Here is a 16,842-nt window from a genome sequence, read left to right as displayed (position 1 = left end):
TTATCTAACGTGACACACCCCCGAGCTTGAAAAGAGTCAAACTGCGCCTCGAGTGCTATCCAATGAGTTTTTACTAGGGGGCGAAATTATCATGTTTAGAGGCATCAAAGCCGCCACGGCTGCGGTCGCATTGTCGATTGCGGCGTTCGCGTCGGCAGGTGCGGGAGATGCGGAAGCCACAAAGCTGCGCGTCACTTTCGAAAACCTGGCGCAGAATGGTGGGTTCTTTTTCACGCCGGTCTATGGCGCCTTCCACGACAACAGCGGCTTCGACATTTTCAATGTCGGCGAGGCCGCCAGCCCCGTTTTCGAACGCCTGGCCGAAGACGGCAACTTCGCACCTCTACGGGATGACCGTGTCGCGAATTTCCCGAATTCACAGGGTGTTGCGCTAACAGGCATCGGACCCATCGGACCGCAGTCGAGCGTTTCCTTCGACATCCATGTCGACGGCAGCATCAACACCCATTTCGTCTTTGCCAGCATGCTGATCCCGTCACAGGACGCTTTCATTGGCCTGGATGAATCCGTGGAGTTGTTCGATTCCAACGGCAACTTCATTTCACCTTTCTCACTGACCTTCGATCGTAGCGACATCTATGATGCCGGGACCGAGGACAACAGCGATAACTCCGCCGTTGCCTTCCTCAATCAGGGGGCAGAGGATACCGGGGCGTCCGAAAACGGCGTCATCGGTCTGCATGAGGGGCTGAGTGACGAGATTCTGAACGCCGGACTGATCGGCCCGAATGGTGACATTCCCTTCAGCCGGGATGCCGCCGACTTCACCCAGGATGATTTTGGCATCTTTGCCCGGATCACGGTCACCGCGATCGACGTGCCGGAGCCGTCGTCCATCGCGATGCTGGGCTTCGGCCTGCTGGGCTTCGCGGCTTTCCGCCATCGCCGGAAGCGCAGCATCGCTTAAAGCCTTCAGTTTCAGGTAAAGAAAAACGGCAGTCTCTGGTGAGGCTGCCGTTTTTTATTTTGGGAAAGCAGGGCCTTGCAGCGTGGCTTGCCGATTTTGGTATGGCAAAGTGTAACTTCAGCGATTGTAAACTGGCAGGTAATACAATCCGATTGGGAGATCGAAACTGAAAAGCAAACCTATGGATTTATCGTCTTGGAATGATTTCGGCCGAAGTGTGGCAGCTCACAACTCGATAGAACTAGAAGCAGTTCATGAAGGCCAAAAGGACGCGCCGTCCTTTATTCGAGATGCGCGCGATCCCAACTTGGCAGAAGCGGTACTTCAAGAAATTGTTCGCCTGAACGCAAAGGGCCGAGCTCGAGAGGCACGGGGTTTTTTCGACCCGGCGCACGCACCGTTCATACCCGAGTTGGAGAAGGGTGTTCGCGGTTTGTCGTGCTGTGCAATCTTGGGTCCAGACCAGTTCCTTACACTTCAAGGCACGGCGTTTTCTACGAGAACAACTTGGCACATAAACGGCAACCAGATCACAGAAGCCGATCCCCTTGCGGGCTTTGTCTGGTCACGCAATCGACAGTATTTTTTAACACTCCAAACCGACGGCTCGCTCATTGTAAGCAAAACATACGGGAGTGCACCGCTCGATCGTATTCCAGCACTGCCTAGTTCAGCGTTCATTCCGACGGATCTGCCAAAAGAATTCAAGCCGAAATTCGCGGATCCCGGCGACATCGCAACCTACACGCATCTCGCTATCTCGGATGATGGCACGAAGATCCTTTTGTCCGACCACGGGAGGGGAGTTCTCCTTCTAGCTAAAACGGCGCTAGGTTGGACCTCTCAACTTCTTTTCCCCTCTCTGGCGCTTGGCTTGGAAGAGGATATGAAAGCGACTTCGGAAGATAAGAGAGTTTTCCGACCCTTTTTCGACATGATACACGCGGCACTCTCGCCGGACGGGCGTTTTGCGGCATTTAGCACTCAGATGGACAATCACCATATCATTCGTCTGGGAAGTGACGGTAGCCCATCTGTTTATGCTGAACTGGAAGGCCTGAGTGAGTATCCCCATGACGCTTGTTTTAGCGACGATAGCACATTGGTCGCGCTGAATTCGTGCCACTTCTTCCGAGGTGCAACATTTGCCTGTAGCCTGCCGGCGATCCAAGACCTGAACGGGCAGCGCGATAAACAGCAGGAACTTCAGACAGTCCTGAATGACTATCTGCGTGTCTATGCCTCGGGTTATCTTCCAGCCTCAATGACGGGAGAAGAATCTGGAGCATTCCTCTTAGCTGGCGTAGGTTTTGTGGCCTGTATTACTCCGGGCGGCAAAACTTTGTGGGAACTAGAGTTTGGATCAAGTGCAGGCGGTGTCGATGTTTGCCCTGATACGGGGCGCGTTCTGATCGCAAGTCATTCTGGGATGTTACATCTATTCGACCCATCTCAAAAACAAGATCTGCCGATCTTTGCGGGCTATAAAGCTCCCCGTGAAGATCGTCGTTGGCTTTTCTGGGACAGGTTGAGCCAGCCGTTGCTTTGGTGAAACCTTAAGCTCCCGTCTTTCATCGTTCTCAGAACGGCGGACTTGTTCCGTGGCGCGCAATACAAGATGCGGCCGCCAACGCTTGAGCGCTGGCGGCCGCTTTGATTCCTTTGAGACCCCAATCTCGCCGCAGCTTTAGCCGCGCAGCGTACCGCCCGTCGCCTTTGCCACCTGTGCGACGACTTTCGCCGCCACCGCTTCGATCTCTTCGTCGGTCATGGTTTTGTCGGTCGGCTGCAGGGTCACTGAGATGGCCAGGGACTTCTTGCCTTCTTCGATCCCTTTGCCGCTGTAGACGTCGAAGAGTTCCACGCTGGTGATCAACTGCTTGTCGGCTCCCTTGGCAGCGCGCAGCAGCTTCTCAGCCGGAGTATCGGCGGCGACCACAAAGGCGAAGTCTCTCTCGACCGGCTGGTAGGGCGAGAGTGCCAATGCAGGCTTGATCTTGCCCGAACCTTTGGCTTTGGGTTGCGGAACCGCATCTACAAAGACCTCGAAGGCCACGGCCGGTCCACGCAGATCCATTGCGGCCAGCACGCGCGGATGCAGCTCGCCGAATGCAGCCATGACCTTCGGACCAAGCCGGAGCACGCCTGAGCGGCCAGGATGGTACCAGGCAGGAGCGTCGGCGGTGACCTGCAGGTTGGCCACCGGCGCGCCGATCACTTCCAGCGCAGCCAATGCATCACCCTTGGCGTCGAAGGCATCGAGGGCTCGGTTCTTGGTTTCCCAGTGACGCCCCTGCGAAGCTCCGCTGCGCAATCCGGCGGCGACAAAGGTCTGTCCCGTGGGGCTGTCGTCCTGGTACTGCGGACCGATCTCGAAGAGAGCGTTGTCGGCGAAACCCCGGTCACTGTTGCGCGCTGCAGCCGCAACCAGCGTCGGAAGGACAGAAGGCCGCATCACGTCCAGATCGCTGGAGATCGGATTGACCAGCGTGAGTTCATCCTTGGTTCCACCGAAGAGTGCGGCCTGTTTTCGCGAGATGAAGGAGAAGGTCACGCATTCTTCCAGCCCGCGCCAGGCCAGGGCATTGCGCACGAAGCTGCGCCGCTTCTGGCTGGTAGTCAGGACACCGTGAGGCAGGACCTTGTCCCGATCCAGCGGAACCACCGGGATTTCATCGAACCCATGGATCCGCATGACCTCCTCGACCAGACAGGCCTCGCATTCGACGTCATTGCGCCAAAGCGGGACGACCGCATTCAGGCCGTCCGCTGTTTCGGTCACCTCAAATTCGAGATCCTTAAGGATTCGCACCTGCTCTTCGAAGGGAATCTCGATGCCACCGAGTGTCTTCACGCGATCCCGGCGCAATGAGATCTCGCGTTTTCTGGCGGGATGTTCGCCGGCGGAAGTGGTTTCGCTGGCCTCACCGCCACAGAGCTCAAGAATCAGTTTGCTGGCGACTTCGACTCCCCAGAGCGCAGAGTCCGCATCGAGACCACGCTCGAACCGGTAGCGGGCGTCGGAGAGGATACCCAGCTTGCGCCCGGTAATGGCGACACGGGCCGGATCGAACAGCGCGACCTCCAGGAAAACGTCGGTGGTGTTCTCTGAACAGCCCGACAACTCACCGCCCATTACACCACCGATTCCCTCGGGTCCATTGTTGTCGGCGATGATGACCATTGTGGGGTCGAGGGAATATTTCTCCCCGTCGAGTGCAAGAATCTCCTCGTCTTCGCGGGCTAGGCGCATGATTACGTCGCCTTTGACCTTTGCTGCGTCGAAAACGTGCAGCGGGCGGTTCAAATCGTAGGTCACATAATTGGTAATATCGACCAAAGCGGAGATCGGACGCAGGCCGATGGCGCGCAGGCGGTCTTGCAGCCAGCGCGGGCTGGGGCCGTTCTTCACGCCGCGGAAATAGCGCCCGGCCACGTAGGGACAGAGGTCCTGCTGGTCCGCCGGGAGATCCCGCCGCCACTTAATCGGCGATTCGAAACTGCCCGTGGTCGTGGGAATGTCCAGGGGTTTCAGCGTCCCCAGACCGGCGGCCGCGAGATCCCGCGCCACGCCGCGCACGCCCAGGCAGTCGCCCCGGTTCGGCGTGATGGCGATCTCGATCACCGGATCGTCGAAACCCATCAGTTCGGCAAAGGGCACGCCGACGGCGGTACCTTCGGGCAGCTCGATGATGCCGTCATGCTCGTCGGAAAGGCCCATCTCGCGCTCGGAGACCAGCATGCCGTTGGAGTCCTCGCCGCGGATGTTGCCGGGCTTCAGGGTCATGTCGGTGCCGGGAATATAGCTCCCGGAGGGTGCGAAGACGCCGATCATGCCGGTGCGGGCGTTTGGGGCGCCGCAGACGACCTGAACCTCGCCGTCGGCGGTTTCGACCTTGCAGACCCGCAGGCGGTCGGCGTTGGGATGCTGAACCGCTTCCCGGACGTAGGCAGATTTGAAGGGCGCGAGGGCCGCCGCGCGGTCCTCGATCTCCTCGACCTCCAAGCCGATCATGGAAAGGGCCGCGGAGATCTCGTCCAGGGTGGCCTCGGTCTCGAGGTGGTCCTTGAGCCAGCTGAGGGTGAACTTCATGAGCTTAGAGTCCTCTCACCATGCTGGGGGTCTCGAGCGGCAGGAAGCCGAAGTGCCGCAGCCACCGCAGGTCCGAATCATAGAAGGGGCGCAGGTCGGGCATGCCATACTTCAGCATGGCGATACGCTCGATCCCCATACCGAAGGCGAAGCCCTGGTATTTGGTGGCATCGATGCCGCAGTGCTCCAGCACCTTGGGGTGGACCATGCCGCAGCCCAGGATCTCCAGCCAGTCGGCGCCGCCGATCTTCAGCTGCCCGCCGTCGCGGGTACAGCCGATGTCGACCTCCGCCGAGGGCTCGGTGAAGGGGAAGTAGCTGGAGCGGAAGCGCACCGGCAGGTCGTCAATGCCGAAGAAGGCCCGGCAGAATTCGATCAGCGTGCCCTTGAGGTGGCCCATATGGGTCTTCTCGTCGATCACCAGGCCTTCGACCTGATGGAACATGGGCGAATGGGTGGCGTCGTGATCGGCGCGGTAGGTGCGGCCCGGCACGATGATGCGGATCGGCGGCGTCGTGCTCTGCATGGTGCGGATCTGGACCGGGGAGGTATGGGTCCGCAGCACCTGTCGGCTGCCGTCTTCACGCTCGGGCAGATAAAAGGTGTCGAACTCCTGCCGCGCGGGATGCTCCGGCGGAATGTTCAGGGCGGTGAAGTTGTGGAAGTCGTCCTCGACATCGGGGCCTTCGGCGACGGAAAAGCCCATCTCGCCGAAAATCGCGGTCAGCTCCTCGACCGTCTGGCTGATCGGATGCAGGTGACCAAGATTGGAGGGGCGCGCGGGCAGGGAGACATCGATGGTCTCTTGGGTCAGGCGGGCTTCCAGCTCGGCTTCCTTCAGAGTGCCGCGGCGCGCTTCGATCGCATCCGCCAGAGCGGTCTTGACGACATTGAGGGCCTGGCCCGCTTCCCGGCGCTCGTCCGGCGACAAACCGCCCAGCGTCTTCATGAGCTGGGTGACCTGGCCTTTTTTGCCCAGGGCCTGGACACGGATCGTCTCCAGCGCATCGACGTCGCCGGCGCCTTCGATCTGTGCGGTCAGGCTGTCGCGAAGTTGTTCGAGGTTCTCCATCTGCATCCCGGTGGAGGTTATCGGATGCCTGGAGTTTGACCGGCTTAAGATGATCTGCCGGCTGTGCTCCAGCCCCGATCTCCGCCGGTCCCTATTCGCTTTGTTGAGGCGAGCGGTGCTTCAAAAGAGAAGCCAAGACCGTGAACGGCCTTGGCTCTGCTGCCTTCGAAAATCTCGCCTGGGTGGCCGGCGGCTGCATGACGTTTCTTGTCCTGCAGCCGTCTGAGCCGATTGCCTTAAGCGGTCTTGAGAGCGGCCTGAGCCTGATCGACGAGGCTCTTAAAAGCGGCGGGCTCGTGGATCGCGAGGTCGGAAAGAACCTTGCGGTCCAGCTCAATGCCGGCCTGCTTCATACCGTTCATAAACTGCGAATAGGACAAACCATGCTCGCGGGCACCGGCGTTGATCCGCTGGATCCAAAGACCGCGGAAATTGCGCTTTTTGACCCGGCGGTCACGGTAGGCGTACTGGAGACCCTTCTCCACCCGCTCGACGGCAACCCGGAAAACGTTTTTACCGCGTCCCCGATAGCCTTTGGCCATCTTGACGACTTTTTTGTGGCGCGCACGTGCCGTGACGCCCCGACTTACTCTTGCCATGTGTCAGGTTTCCTTAAGCGTAGGGGAGGAAGTTGCGCTTGATGATCCGGCTGTCGGCAGCGCCCATAATCGTCGTGCCGCGCGCCTTGCGCTTCATCGACTTGCTGCGGCGACGCAGCATGTGACGCATACCTGCCTGGTTCATGACAACTTTTCCGGTTCCGGTGAGCCGGAAGCGCTTTTTGGCGCCTGACTTAGACTTCAGCTTGGGCATTTTGCATTCCTTTCGTTTGAAACGAATCTTTCGTGAGCCGCTGGGCATGCCCTTTTCGCCCGACCGCTCGATTGAAGCCGCAGGTTATAGCGGCCGAATTCAGCGATTGCAAGAGATCCCGGCGCTTCGCACAGAGATCTCCCTGACTTATTCTATCTTATTGATAAGTAAGTCGAATTTAAGCCGCTCTGGGCTTGTCGCCAGCCGCCGGGCGCGGACACCCGGCCGGTTGGCTGATGGTCGCAGCGAGATGTTACATCAACGTGGCGCCAGGACCATGATCATCTGCCGGCCCTCCAGCTTGGGAAACTGCTCGACCTTGGCAACTTCCTCGAGCTCGCCACGGACCTTGTGCAGGACCTTCAGGCCCAGATCCTGATGGACCATCTCCCGGCCGCGGAAGCGCATGGTCACCTTGACCTTGTCGCCTTCGCCGATGAAGCGGTTGGCAGCGCGCATCTTCACGTCATAATCATGCGAATCGATATTCGGCCGCATCTTGATTTCTTTGACATCGATGATCTTCTGCTTCTTGCGGGCTTCGTTCTTTTTCTTCTGAGCCTCGTAGCGGAAACGCCCGTAATCCAGGATTTTGCAGACCGGCGGGTCGGCATTGGGCGAAATCTCCACGAGATCCAAACCGGCGGCGAACGCACGCTGCAGCGCATCGCTCTTAGAGACGACCCCGACCTGCTCGCCGTTTTCATCGACGAGACGGACCGACATAACGCCAATTTGTTCGTTCACACGTGGTCCATCTCGGGACGGCGTGAGATCTACGGGTGGACGTGCTATTGCTAAACTCCTCCGTTAGCCTGAAAAAAATAGAGCCTGATCGTTTTAATTTGGATCAAAGTAAAACGTGAATCAGCCTCTTCTCCTATAAATTAGAGGGCGATTCACGTTTTCGATTGATCGATTCAATCTCAAACGATCGCACTCTAGTCCATATCACCAGCCGCCCGCGACTGCCTGCGCAGCCGGGCCGGAGTGCCGATATGGTGCTTCCCCTCTTCACCGGACTAAAATTTGCCCAGTGCTACAATGTGTTAGCCGGCGAGGCCGACTCTTCCCCCAAAACAGCGACCGCTTCTTCCAGGCTCAGGATCTGCTGTTCCTTACTGCCCAGACGCCGCAGCGCCACCTTGCCTTCTTCCGCCTCTCGGCGGCCGACGACCGCGATCACAGGGACCTTGGCCAGACTGTGTTCACGTATCTTATAGTTAATCTTCTCGTTGCGCAGGTCAATTTCCGTTCGTAGGCCAGCGGATTTTAACGCAGCCTGCACCTCGCGGCCATAGTCATCCGCATCGGAGGTGATCGTGGCCACCGCAACCTGGACCGGCGACAGCCACAGCGGGAAGCGCCCGCCGAAGTGTTCGATCAGGATTGCCAGGAATCGTTCGAAGGAGCCGATGATCGCGCGGTGCAGCATAACCGGGCGGTGACGCTTGTCGTCCTCGCCGATATAGCTGGCATCCAGGCGCTCCGGCAGGACGAAATCCACCTGCAGAGTACCGCACTGCCAGTCGCGCCCGATGGCGTCGCGCAGCACGAACTCCAGCTTCGGCCCATAGAAGGCGCCTTCGCCGGGATTGAGCGAATATTCGATGCCCGTCTGCTCGACCGCCTCTTTCAGGGCCTTTTCGGCCTTGTCCCAGGTCTCGTCGTCGCCCGAACGTACTTCTGGCCGGTCCGAGAACTTCACCACGAAGTCCTCGAAACCCAGATCCTTATAGATGCTCGACAGCAGCTCGCAGAAGATCACCGTCTCGCTGTTGATCTGGTCTTCCGTGCAGAAGATATGGGCGTCGTCCTGGGTAAAGGCGCGCACCCGCATCAGCCCGTGCAGCGCGCCCGAAGGCTCGTTACGGTGGCAGTTGCCGAATTCGGCCATGCGCAGGGGCAGATCGCGGTAGCTGGTCTGGCCTTGGCGGAAGATCTGAACGTGGGCCGGACAGTTCATGGGCTTGACCGCCAGCACCCGGTCGTCGTCGCTGACCGCCGTGAACATATGCTCGCGGAATTTTTCCCAGTGGCCCGAGGCCTCCCAGAGCGAACGGTCGATCAACTGCGGCGTCTTGACTTCGACGTAATCGGCGGCTTCGAGCCGTTTGCGCAGATAGCGCTCGACCGCGCGGTAGAGCTCCCAGCCTTTGGGGTGCCAGAAGACCGAACCGACCGCTTCTTCCTGCAGATGGAAGAGGTTCATGTCCTTGCCCAGGCGCCGGTGGTCGCGCTTTTCGGCTTCCTCCAGCATGTGGAGGTAGGCCTTGAGCTGCTTTTCCGTCGCCCAGCAGGTGCCGTAGATGCGCTGCAGCTGCTCGTTCTTCGAATCGCCGCGCCAGTAGGCGCCGGAAACCCGCAGCAGCTTAAAGGCATGGCCCAGCTTACCGGTCGAGGGCAGGTGCGGCCCCGTGCAGAGGTCGAGCCATTCGCCCTGCCGGTAGATCGAGATCTCGGCTTCCCTGGGCAGGGTCTCGATATGCTCGGCCTTGTACTTCTCGCCCATCTCCATGAAGAGGCGGATCGCGTCGTCCCGGTCCCAGACCTCGCGCGTGATGGCTTCGTCGCGATCGACGATCTCATGCATGCGCTTTTCGATGACCTCCAGGTCGTCGGTGGTAAAGGGTTCCTTGCGCGCGAAGTCGTAGAAAAAGCCGTTCTCGGTTGCCGGACCGAAAGTCACCTGTGTCTCGGGAAAAAGCTCCTGCACCGCCTCGGCCAGCACATGCGCGCAGTCGTGGCGCAGCAGTTCCAGGCTGTCGTTGTGGTTGGCGGTGACGATTTCGACGGTGGTGTCCTGCTCGACAAGATAGGCAAGGTCCTTGACCATACCGTCGGCCTTCAGCGCCAGGGCGTCTTTCGCCAGGCGCGGGCCGATGGCGGCGGCGATCTGAGCGCCGGAAACCGCCGCCTCAAAATCGCGCCGACTCCCGTCGGGCAGATGAATTGCAACCATGAAACTTTGCTTTTTAACCTTCTGTCATACGTCGTCAAAAAAACCACCGCGGCTATGCCGCAGTGCGAAACGCGCAATGTAGAAGGATTCCAGGGGCTGTCAAGAATATGGGGCGTAGATCTTAAGTACTCCGAGATCGCGTTGTCCGGGCAGGCAGAGCCCTGGCGCGATTTTTGGCTCGATCACGGTAGCAGGTTGGTCTGAACCGACGGCGTCGACTAGCCTGATCCAATGACCCTAGTCAGCTATTGGTGGCATCGGTTTGCGGCGCCGGTTTCCTGCGGAGATCATCTAGTACTGAGTTTGTCTCCGTTGTCGGCAAGCGTATGTACCTCCGGCATAGTGTCAATACTGTCAGGTTACCGTGAGAGCGAGTTCGAGGTCGCGTGATTGCTCGACCGATTGCGTGTTATCGCCTGAGTCCAAAGCAACTAAAAGATCGCGAGGTGCCGCAGCCAAAGGGACTAGGTTGCCGTCAATATAGACAACGACTTTGTTATCAAGAGCCCAGAACCGGTCGTGTTCTTCACTTTCTTTACCAAGTAGTGCGACGAGAGCTTTACCCCGATCTATAAACTGCACGGACTTCAAGCCGGGGAGGCCGCGCGTATCCACAAGCAGGAAAGTCTCCTCCGTGAGTCGCGTAATGAATAAACTGGGGGTTGCCGTTCCCTCCCATGCTGCCCGCCATTCATCCACGAGATTAGCGACGGACTCGATAATTTCACTGCCTTGCGATGCGAGCGAACGATAATCGCCGACGAAATGATACGCGATCTTTTCAAGATCGGCTTCTCCTGGAAACACCTCGCCATAAGCATTCAAAGGCTGCAGGCCGTCGATGCCGAAGGCGGTGGGTGCCGTGAAATAGGGGCTGAAGCGGTCGATTGAGATGTGGCCGAAGCCGCCGGGTGGCTGGAGGTGACGCAAGAGGGGTATCAGCGAAATCAAAGGCGCATAGTCCGCTTCATCGTCCCCTGGGAAGCCGAACAGCAGGTTCCAGTTGACCGAGATGCCGAGAGACCGTGCGAGCTGAAGCGTTTCGATGTTCTGTGCCGCCGAAACGCCCTTGCGCATACGCCGAAGCAGCGATGTCGTCAGCGCTTCGATTCCGGGTTGGATCTCCATAACTCCTGCGTCACGCAGCAGGAGCATGCGCCGAAGACCCAGATTGGCCTTTTGTTCATAGAAGAGTTCAAGATCCAGGTCACTGTCGATGAGGAGCGGGAGCAACGTCTCAAAGTATTTGTGCGGCATGATATTATCGACCATGAAGATCTTATTGATGTCATGGGCCTCAAGAAGCGTTTCAATCTCGCTTACGGCACGTCTGGGGGACTTCTCGCGAAAACTCATCCCGTGCCCGTTCAAGCCGCAAAAGGTGCAGTGATGTTTCTGACCCCACCAGCAGCCGCGGCTCGTTTCCATCGGTAATCTGACGAGGCCGGCCGTGGCGATCTCACTGTCGGGCAGGGCCATGGAAAACTGATCAAAAAACTCGGAGTAATCACCGACCGGCAACGCGTCCATGGCCTTACAGGGCGAACCTTCGATGACGCCCTTTGGGGGCAGGCGGTGACCACGAAACTGTTCGACGAATTCAACGAAACTTTCCTCGCTTTCGCCGGAAAACACATAATCCGGGCCAGCGCTCAAGGCATGGAGCCCAATGCCCATTTCGCTTTCGCAATTCGCGCCGCCAAGGATCGTGATTACGTCCGGTCTCCGTGCCTTGAGCCGGCGCAGGAGGGCAAGGCTGAATGCTGTTTGTTCGAACGTGGTCGAGCAGCCAACGATGCCGACGTCGACCTTTGCGAGACAATCGGCCAGGCCGTCGAGCCAGGCACCGGCAAGTTCCTGGATTTCAATCGCCTTTTCATGTGTCAGGTTGTTGGCATCCTCGAGAGCGCCGCTTGGTATGTTTCGGGGAGCACCATCAAAGGCAAGGTGTGCAAATATCCGCTCGCCGACCAGAGGCCCTGTCGGTAGATAACACAAGTCCTGATAAACGGCCTCCCCGATCTCTGCCGCGAAGAGCAGGTTGGCATATAGAACGGATGCAGAGGCGCCGTTCCTGCGGGCCAGCGCCTGTAAAAGATGCAGACCGATTGACGGCCGGTTGATTGCCGCAAATGGAGGATCGATTAGGAGCACATCACATCGATCGTTCAGGCTGTCAGGAAGGAAAAGCGCCATATCGATCCTCTTTATTGCTTGGCTGAAGTCAGCCGGGTTAACCAACTCTAGAACTTGATCTTGATACCGAGCAGCACCTGTGCCCCCGGTTTTTCGAGGGCTCCTTGCTGGACGGCCGCCGTGAGTTCTTCTTCCGCTTCCGGCGGAAGCTTGATGCCTTTTTCGCGTAGCGCGGCTACCGGGTTTTTGGCAAAGGACCGCCTAAGCGCCTGATCGGAATCCAGCCGTTTCTGAAATTGTTCAATGTCCATGACGAAATCTCTTTCCACCGTTTAAACAAAGAATAGAAGTTGGCTGTTAAGGTGTTTTTTTGTCTCCGCCGGACACTTTGAAGTCCACACTTCCTCCGACCTCGTATTTTGCCGTGGGATCCTTTGCCGACCCGGTCAACTGGTCTGCAAAGGCACGTGTAACCTCGGCCTCCTCACTGCGCGAGAGGCTCATGCCTTCCGATTTCATCACGGCTATGGGGTCTTTTAGAAATTTGGCCCGTAGGTCCTGGCTTGCATCGAGACGGCGTTGAAGCTTGCTCATGTCTTTCATTTCTGTCTCCTGGGTTCTTGTCCTAAAAAAGGAATGCCCGATCTCGATCATTCCGAAATTTCGGGCTGTTTGGCACCAATGTCGGTGGTCATGAATAAATAATGTTATTCATTCGTGAACATATGATAATTCTACTCTGAAGAGAACCCGAAAAACTGCAAGAAGCTCATGCATTTTTGCAGGATGTTAGGGGTGTAAATTGCAAATATGCTGTAATATATACGTTGAGGCGTTTCGGCGACTGTGGGAAAATTCGAATGCCAACAGTCTAAAAAAATACACTTCTCTCTAATTCAGGCCTCATGCTTCCGAAGATTTTGGTCCATGAGAGATAGCCGAGCGACTTTGGTGCAGGGATGCGTCTGACGGTTTACGAAGTGGTCAAATTTCTATTGTCGGATGTTTCATGCTTTCAAGTATCACGATGCTGACTGTCATAATGAGCGGCGTCAGACCTTGTTTTGTGGGTAATGCGCTGATCGTATCCACGTCATACGCGTAGCCCGTATTCAACGGCCGATCCGAAACACCAACTCCGCCGGAGCAGTCCCCACGCCATTGACGCTGGTCATATCCTGCGGGCAGGCGGACATGACCGCGATGCAGTCCTCCAGCGCTTGCAACACCACATAATCGTCCGGCTTTGAGACCGGTGCTGCCCAGTCAAAAGCGCCGCCCTGGACGACCGGCACATTCATCCAGATGTTGAAGGGGCAGGGCACGTGCAGCGGCGTGACGCCGATTGCGGCGAGGCTCATGCGGAAGTTGTCGGCGCAGTTGTCGTGGTAATCCCTGCAGCCGAGTTGCTGGTAGCGGGTGTGGTCGCAGGCGGCGATCAGGATGTCGTGGACGCCGGGGGAGCTGTCTTCCGTAATCTCGATCAGGGCGCGGCGGCGGTTGGTGACCAGCCGGTCGCCTGTCTTGACGGTGATGCGGCCGAGGGCGGTGCGGCAGTGCTCCATGGAGAGGAATTCCGCGGGCGAGTCTTCCGTGATCGCGAAGAAGTCACAGACCTGATGGCCCTGGGGATTGATGATGGTCAGGCTCTGCCCGCGCTTCAGGCGCATCGCGCGGCCCTGTCTTGCGGGGATGAGGTAGTCTTGGCCGGGTTGCGGCACGCCGTCCGGGGAGATGGGATTGCCCGCCGTCGGGTTGGACCCATCGGGTTGCGCTGTCCGGTAGGGGGCGGGTTTATCTCTAGTCATGGTTCCTCCGTGAGGTGCTCTGCGCGCACAATGCTTTCGAATTTTAGCCTGGGGTCTTCGGCCAGAAGGGCGTCGAAGCGGGCGGCTTCGGCCTTCAGCCAGTCGCGGAAGATCCCAACCTTGCGGCGGCGCAGGCTGTGGGACTGGCAGACGAAGTAGTAGGCGCGATTCTCCAGGGCGATCGGGAAGGGCCGGACCAGCTTGCCCTGCAGGATCGGCTCGGCGGCGGCCACAATCCCCAGCAGCCCGATGCCGCGGCCGGCGAGGGTCTGGCCCAGGGCCATGTGTTCGTCACTGAAGGAGGGCACCGTTTCCGGGCCGGGAGTCTCGACGCCGGCGGCGTGAAACCACTTTTCCCAGCTCGGGTCGCGCGGGCCGAAGCCGGACCAGCGGTAGTCGATCCGTGGCAGCTTTGCGATATCGGCGGGCTGCGGGATTTTCGCCGCCAGCTCCGGCGTGCAGACCGGCGTGATCAGATCGGGAAAGAGCATCTCCGAATGGAGATCCTCGTAACCGCCCTCGCCGTAGCGGATCGCGATATCGATGTTGCTGCGGTTGAGGTCGGCAGGCTGGTCCGAACCCTCGATCCGGACGGTGAAGTTCTCGTGCCTACCCTGGTTCTGAGCATCCTGCAGTCCGGGGAGTCTCGTATTGAGCCAGTTCGACGCAAAGGACATGGTGGCCGAGATCACCAGTTCACCGGCGTCGCTGGAGCGCCGCAGTTCGTCCGATGCCCGGGTCAGGATGGCAAAGCCCTCCTGCACCAGGGCCGCGTAGGCCTCGCCTTCCTTGGTCAGCTCCAGGGAGCGGGTGAGGCGGTTGAAGAGCTTGACCCCGAGCCAGTCTTCGAGTGCGCGGATCCGGTGGCTGACGGCGGCGGGCGTGATGAAGAGTTCGTCGGCGGCCTGCTTGAAACTCAGGTGCCGGGCCGCGACCTCGAAAGCCTTTAAGCCGTTCAATGCGGGTAGCCGGGAGTCACGCATCGCCAGACTTTCTGCAAAGGGTCTTTCCGTTATGAGCCCGGTAAAGGCTCCAGGCTGCGCGCGAGGGTTTCCGCCAGGGCCACCGCATTCTGGCGCGCGGCGGCACGGGAGCGCTCATGGCGTTCGTCGCCGAATTCCTGATATTCGACCGAGATGAAATGACATTCCTCCACACCGAGATAAGGGGCGAAGGTTTCGATATGGGGATCGAGATGGTTCTTGTCCTCCCGAATGCCGCCCTGCGCGAAGCCGAACTCGCCTTTCGATGCCAGGCAGACGAGGGTCTTGCCGGACAGGATCGGTGCCAACGGATAGTCGCCCCGGGCCAGATCGAAGCTGAAGGTCCTGTTGACCCGGACGACCTGATCGACCCAGGCCTTAAGCGCCGCCGGCAGACCATAATTGTACATCGGCGTGCCCAGGACAATAAGCGTGGCCTGCTCCAACTCGGCGATGAGGTCGTCGGATTCCTTCAGGGCTGCGTGATGGGCGTCGGTCCGCGCGCTTTCCGGGGTAAAGCAGGCGGCGATCCAGTCCTGGGTGACGAAGCCGGGCGGGTCGGTGGCTAGATCGCGCCGGATGACCGCGTCCTGCGGGCGGTGTTTCCGCCAGGTTTCGATGAAACTTGCCGAGAGATCGCGGCTGATCGAACGCTCGGTCCGCGCGCTGGCGTCGAGATGTAGAAGGCTGGCCAAGGGACTGTCTCCAGGAGCAATAAGAGGGCGTTGCTCTTATAGGAGCGCCAAGTGCTCAGCGAGACGAGCGCAGTCTTTTCATGCGTCGGACGAGCAGAATTCAGCCGTGTCGGTTTGGAGTCGGGAGATCAGTCCAACAAGTTCAATCAGTCCAACCGATGCGCGTCCCGCCGTATCAGCTCGTTGTAGAGCCCCAGCGTGGCCGCGCACATGCGGTCCTTGGAGAAGAGGGTCTGGACTCGGTTGATCGCGATCTTCGAGAGCTTGGCGCGGGCCTCGGCGTCCAGCGTCAGGGCCTGGCGCAGAGCCTTGGCGAGGGAGCTGGGGTCGTTGTTCTCGAAGAGGAAGCCGGTCGTGCCGGGGATCACCTGTTCGCGGGCGCCGCCGTGGTCGCTGGCCACCACCGGGCGGCCCATGGCCTGACCCTCGCTGACCACGCGGCCGAAGCCCTCGGGATCGGTCGAGGCCGAAACCACCACGTCGGACAGCATATAGGCGGCTGCCATGTCGCTGCAGTTGTCGAAGATGAAGGCCTTGCCGGCGAGGTCGTTGGCCATGATCTGGCGCTCGAGCTCCTGCCGGTAGCTGGTCCGGCCCTGGTCGGAACCCACCAGCACGCAACAGAAATCCAGGTCGCGCAGTTCCTTTAAGGCATCGAGCAGGATCGACTGGCCCTTCCAGCGGGTCAGGCGGCCGGGCAGCAGAACCAGGGGCACGCCGTCGGGCAGGCGCCAGTCGGTGGCCAGCTTGACCACCCGTTCCGCGCTGACCTGGTCGGGGTCGAAGTGCAGCAGGTCGACGCCGCGCTGGACCACCCGGACCTTGGTGCGCTCGACCTTGTAGTTCTGGTCGATGTGCCCGGCGATGAACTGAGAGATGGCGATGACCCGCTCGCCCTTGGTCATGATGGCGTTGTAGCGCCGCTTCAGGCCGTTGCCGATGTTATAGGGCGCGTGAAAGGTGGTGATGAAATGGCGCCCGGTGCCCTTGGCGGCGAAGTAGGCCGACCAGGCCGGCGCGCGGGAGCGGGCATGCACGATGTCCACGTCGTTGGCCAGGATGACTTTTTTCAGGCGCGTGATGTTGCGGGCCATGACGAGGGGATTCTTGGAGGCCATGGGCAGGCGGATATGGGCTGCGCCGATGCGCTGCAGCTCATACTCCAGAGGGCCGCCTTCGGACGCGATGATGGCCGTACCGCCGGCATGGGTCAGGGCGGCGGCCATATCGACGGCGCCGCGCTCCACACCCCCCGTGACCAGGTTCGGGACGACCTGCAACACCACCGGTCCACCGGCTTTTGTCCGCGGTCCCGGAGTGATAACCTGCGTGACAGTCGTCATTGCCAGGCC

Annotated in this window: 15 protein-coding genes; 2 read left to right on the top strand and 13 right to left on the bottom strand. The window is 59.4% G+C overall.

Going from position 1 to position 16,842, the window contains the following annotated elements; translation table 11 throughout:
- Nucleotides 1-91: 91 nt before the first annotated feature.
- The gene (locus QMZ18_RS08915; protein WP_282605930.1) at nucleotides 92-928 is read left to right on the top strand and encodes a spondin domain-containing protein; all 837 of its coding nucleotides are present in this window, start codon (nucleotides 92-94) and stop codon (nucleotides 926-928) included.
- A gap of 181 nt (nucleotides 929-1,109) precedes the next feature.
- Nucleotides 1,110-2,480 carry a hypothetical protein gene (locus tag QMZ18_RS08910; protein ID WP_282605929.1) on the top strand — a complete coding sequence of 457 codons (1,371 nt, stop codon included), beginning with the start codon at nucleotides 1,110-1,112 and terminating at the stop codon, nucleotides 2,478-2,480.
- Nucleotides 2,481-2,615: 135 nt separating this feature from the next.
- Here QMZ18_RS08910 and pheT read toward each other — a convergent pair whose 3' ends face one another.
- From pheT to QMZ18_RS08845, 13 genes are all read right to left on the bottom strand, one after another.
- A complete protein-coding gene (gene pheT, locus QMZ18_RS08905; RefSeq protein ID WP_282605928.1) occupies nucleotides 2,616-5,021 on the bottom strand; it encodes a phenylalanine--tRNA ligase subunit beta in 2,406 nt (801 codons plus the stop codon).
- 4 nt (nucleotides 5,022-5,025) lie between these two features.
- Nucleotides 5,026-6,093, bottom strand: coding sequence for a phenylalanine--tRNA ligase subunit alpha (gene pheS / locus QMZ18_RS08900; protein WP_282605927.1), 1,068 nt, complete (start codon nucleotides 6,091-6,093; stop codon nucleotides 5,026-5,028).
- Between the two features lie 236 nt (nucleotides 6,094-6,329).
- Nucleotides 6,330-6,692 carry a 50S ribosomal protein L20 gene (gene rplT, locus QMZ18_RS08895; protein WP_282605926.1) on the bottom strand — a complete coding sequence of 121 codons (363 nt, stop codon included), beginning with the start codon at nucleotides 6,690-6,692 and terminating at the stop codon, nucleotides 6,330-6,332.
- A gap of 13 nt (nucleotides 6,693-6,705) precedes the next feature.
- Complete coding sequence (gene rpmI / locus QMZ18_RS08890; RefSeq protein ID WP_282605925.1) at nucleotides 6,706-6,906, bottom strand: 50S ribosomal protein L35; 201 nt, start codon at nucleotides 6,904-6,906, stop codon at nucleotides 6,706-6,708.
- A 258-nt stretch (nucleotides 6,907-7,164) separates the two neighbouring features.
- Nucleotides 7,165-7,653 (bottom strand): translation initiation factor IF-3, encoded by a 489-nt coding sequence (infC, locus tag QMZ18_RS08885; RefSeq protein WP_282605924.1) that lies wholly within the window; start codon nucleotides 7,651-7,653, stop codon nucleotides 7,165-7,167.
- A 292-nt stretch (nucleotides 7,654-7,945) separates the two neighbouring features.
- On the bottom strand, nucleotides 7,946-9,868 hold the full coding sequence (gene thrS, locus QMZ18_RS08880) for a threonine--tRNA ligase (RefSeq protein ID WP_282605923.1): 1,923 nt from the start codon (nucleotides 9,866-9,868) through the stop codon (nucleotides 7,946-7,948).
- Nucleotides 9,869-10,222: 354 nt separating this feature from the next.
- Complete coding sequence (locus tag QMZ18_RS08875) at nucleotides 10,223-12,064, bottom strand: RiPP maturation radical SAM C-methyltransferase (RefSeq protein ID WP_282605922.1); 1,842 nt, start codon at nucleotides 12,062-12,064, stop codon at nucleotides 10,223-10,225.
- 47 nt (nucleotides 12,065-12,111) lie between these two features.
- Nucleotides 12,112-12,315, bottom strand: coding sequence for a hypothetical protein (locus tag QMZ18_RS08870; RefSeq protein WP_282605921.1), 204 nt, complete (start codon nucleotides 12,313-12,315; stop codon nucleotides 12,112-12,114).
- Nucleotides 12,316-12,361: 46 nt separating this feature from the next.
- Nucleotides 12,362-12,607: a hypothetical protein gene (locus tag QMZ18_RS08865; RefSeq protein WP_282605920.1), complete on the bottom strand. Its 246-nt coding sequence runs from the start codon at nucleotides 12,605-12,607 to the stop codon at nucleotides 12,362-12,364.
- A gap of 509 nt (nucleotides 12,608-13,116) precedes the next feature.
- Nucleotides 13,117-13,812 (bottom strand): urea carboxylase-associated family protein, encoded by a 696-nt coding sequence (locus QMZ18_RS08860; RefSeq protein WP_282605919.1) that lies wholly within the window; start codon nucleotides 13,810-13,812, stop codon nucleotides 13,117-13,119.
- Nucleotides 13,809-14,795, bottom strand: a complete 987-nt coding sequence (locus tag QMZ18_RS08855) for a LysR substrate-binding domain-containing protein (protein ID WP_282605918.1) — start codon at nucleotides 14,793-14,795, stop codon at nucleotides 13,809-13,811. The genes QMZ18_RS08860 and QMZ18_RS08855 overlap by 4 nt, the downstream gene beginning before the upstream one ends.
- A gap of 29 nt (nucleotides 14,796-14,824) precedes the next feature.
- A complete protein-coding gene (locus QMZ18_RS08850) occupies nucleotides 14,825-15,490 on the bottom strand; it encodes an FMN-dependent NADH-azoreductase (RefSeq protein WP_282605917.1) in 666 nt (221 codons plus the stop codon).
- A gap of 146 nt (nucleotides 15,491-15,636) precedes the next feature.
- A complete protein-coding gene (locus QMZ18_RS08845; protein WP_282605916.1) occupies nucleotides 15,637-16,833 on the bottom strand; it encodes a glycosyltransferase family 4 protein in 1,197 nt (398 codons plus the stop codon).
- Between the last annotated feature and the right edge of the window lie 9 nt (nucleotides 16,834-16,842).

It is taken from the genome of Pelagibius sp. Alg239-R121 (assembly GCF_947331435.1).
Lineage (GTDB): Bacteria > Pseudomonadota > Alphaproteobacteria > Kiloniellales > Kiloniellaceae > Denitrobaculum.
The sequence above is the reverse complement of the archived record's forward strand: the minus strand, read 5'-3'. Positions and strand labels throughout refer to the sequence as shown.

Coding starts and splice junctions, on each gene's coding strand:
- QMZ18_RS08860 (WP_282605919.1), bottom strand. CDS start 13,812: ATGACTAGAGATAAACCCGCCCCCTACCGGACAGCGCAACCCGATGGG.
- QMZ18_RS08910 (WP_282605929.1), top strand. CDS start 1,110: ATGGATTTATCGTCTTGGAATGATTTCGGCCGAAGTGTGGCAGCTCAC.
- QMZ18_RS08870 (WP_282605921.1), bottom strand. CDS start 12,315: ATGGACATTGAACAATTTCAGAAACGGCTGGATTCCGATCAGGCGCTT.
- rpmI (WP_282605925.1), bottom strand. CDS start 6,906: ATGCCCAAGCTGAAGTCTAAGTCAGGCGCCAAAAAGCGCTTCCGGCTC.
- QMZ18_RS08875 (WP_282605922.1), bottom strand. CDS start 12,064: ATGGCGCTTTTCCTTCCTGACAGCCTGAACGATCGATGTGATGTGCTC.
- QMZ18_RS08915 (WP_282605930.1), top strand. CDS start 92: ATGTTTAGAGGCATCAAAGCCGCCACGGCTGCGGTCGCATTGTCGATT.
- rplT (WP_282605926.1), bottom strand. CDS start 6,692: ATGGCAAGAGTAAGTCGGGGCGTCACGGCACGTGCGCGCCACAAAAAA.
- pheT (WP_282605928.1), bottom strand. CDS start 5,021: ATGAAGTTCACCCTCAGCTGGCTCAAGGACCACCTCGAGACCGAGGCC.
- QMZ18_RS08865 (WP_282605920.1), bottom strand. CDS start 12,607: ATGAAAGACATGAGCAAGCTTCAACGCCGTCTCGATGCAAGCCAGGAC.
- QMZ18_RS08855 (WP_282605918.1), bottom strand. CDS start 14,795: ATGCGTGACTCCCGGCTACCCGCATTGAACGGCTTAAAGGCTTTCGAG.
- QMZ18_RS08845 (WP_282605916.1), bottom strand. CDS start 16,833: ATGACGACTGTCACGCAGGTTATCACTCCGGGACCGCGGACAAAAGCC.
- pheS (WP_282605927.1), bottom strand. CDS start 6,093: ATGGAGAACCTCGAACAACTTCGCGACAGCCTGACCGCACAGATCGAA.
- thrS (WP_282605923.1), bottom strand. CDS start 9,868: ATGGTTGCAATTCATCTGCCCGACGGGAGTCGGCGCGATTTTGAGGCG.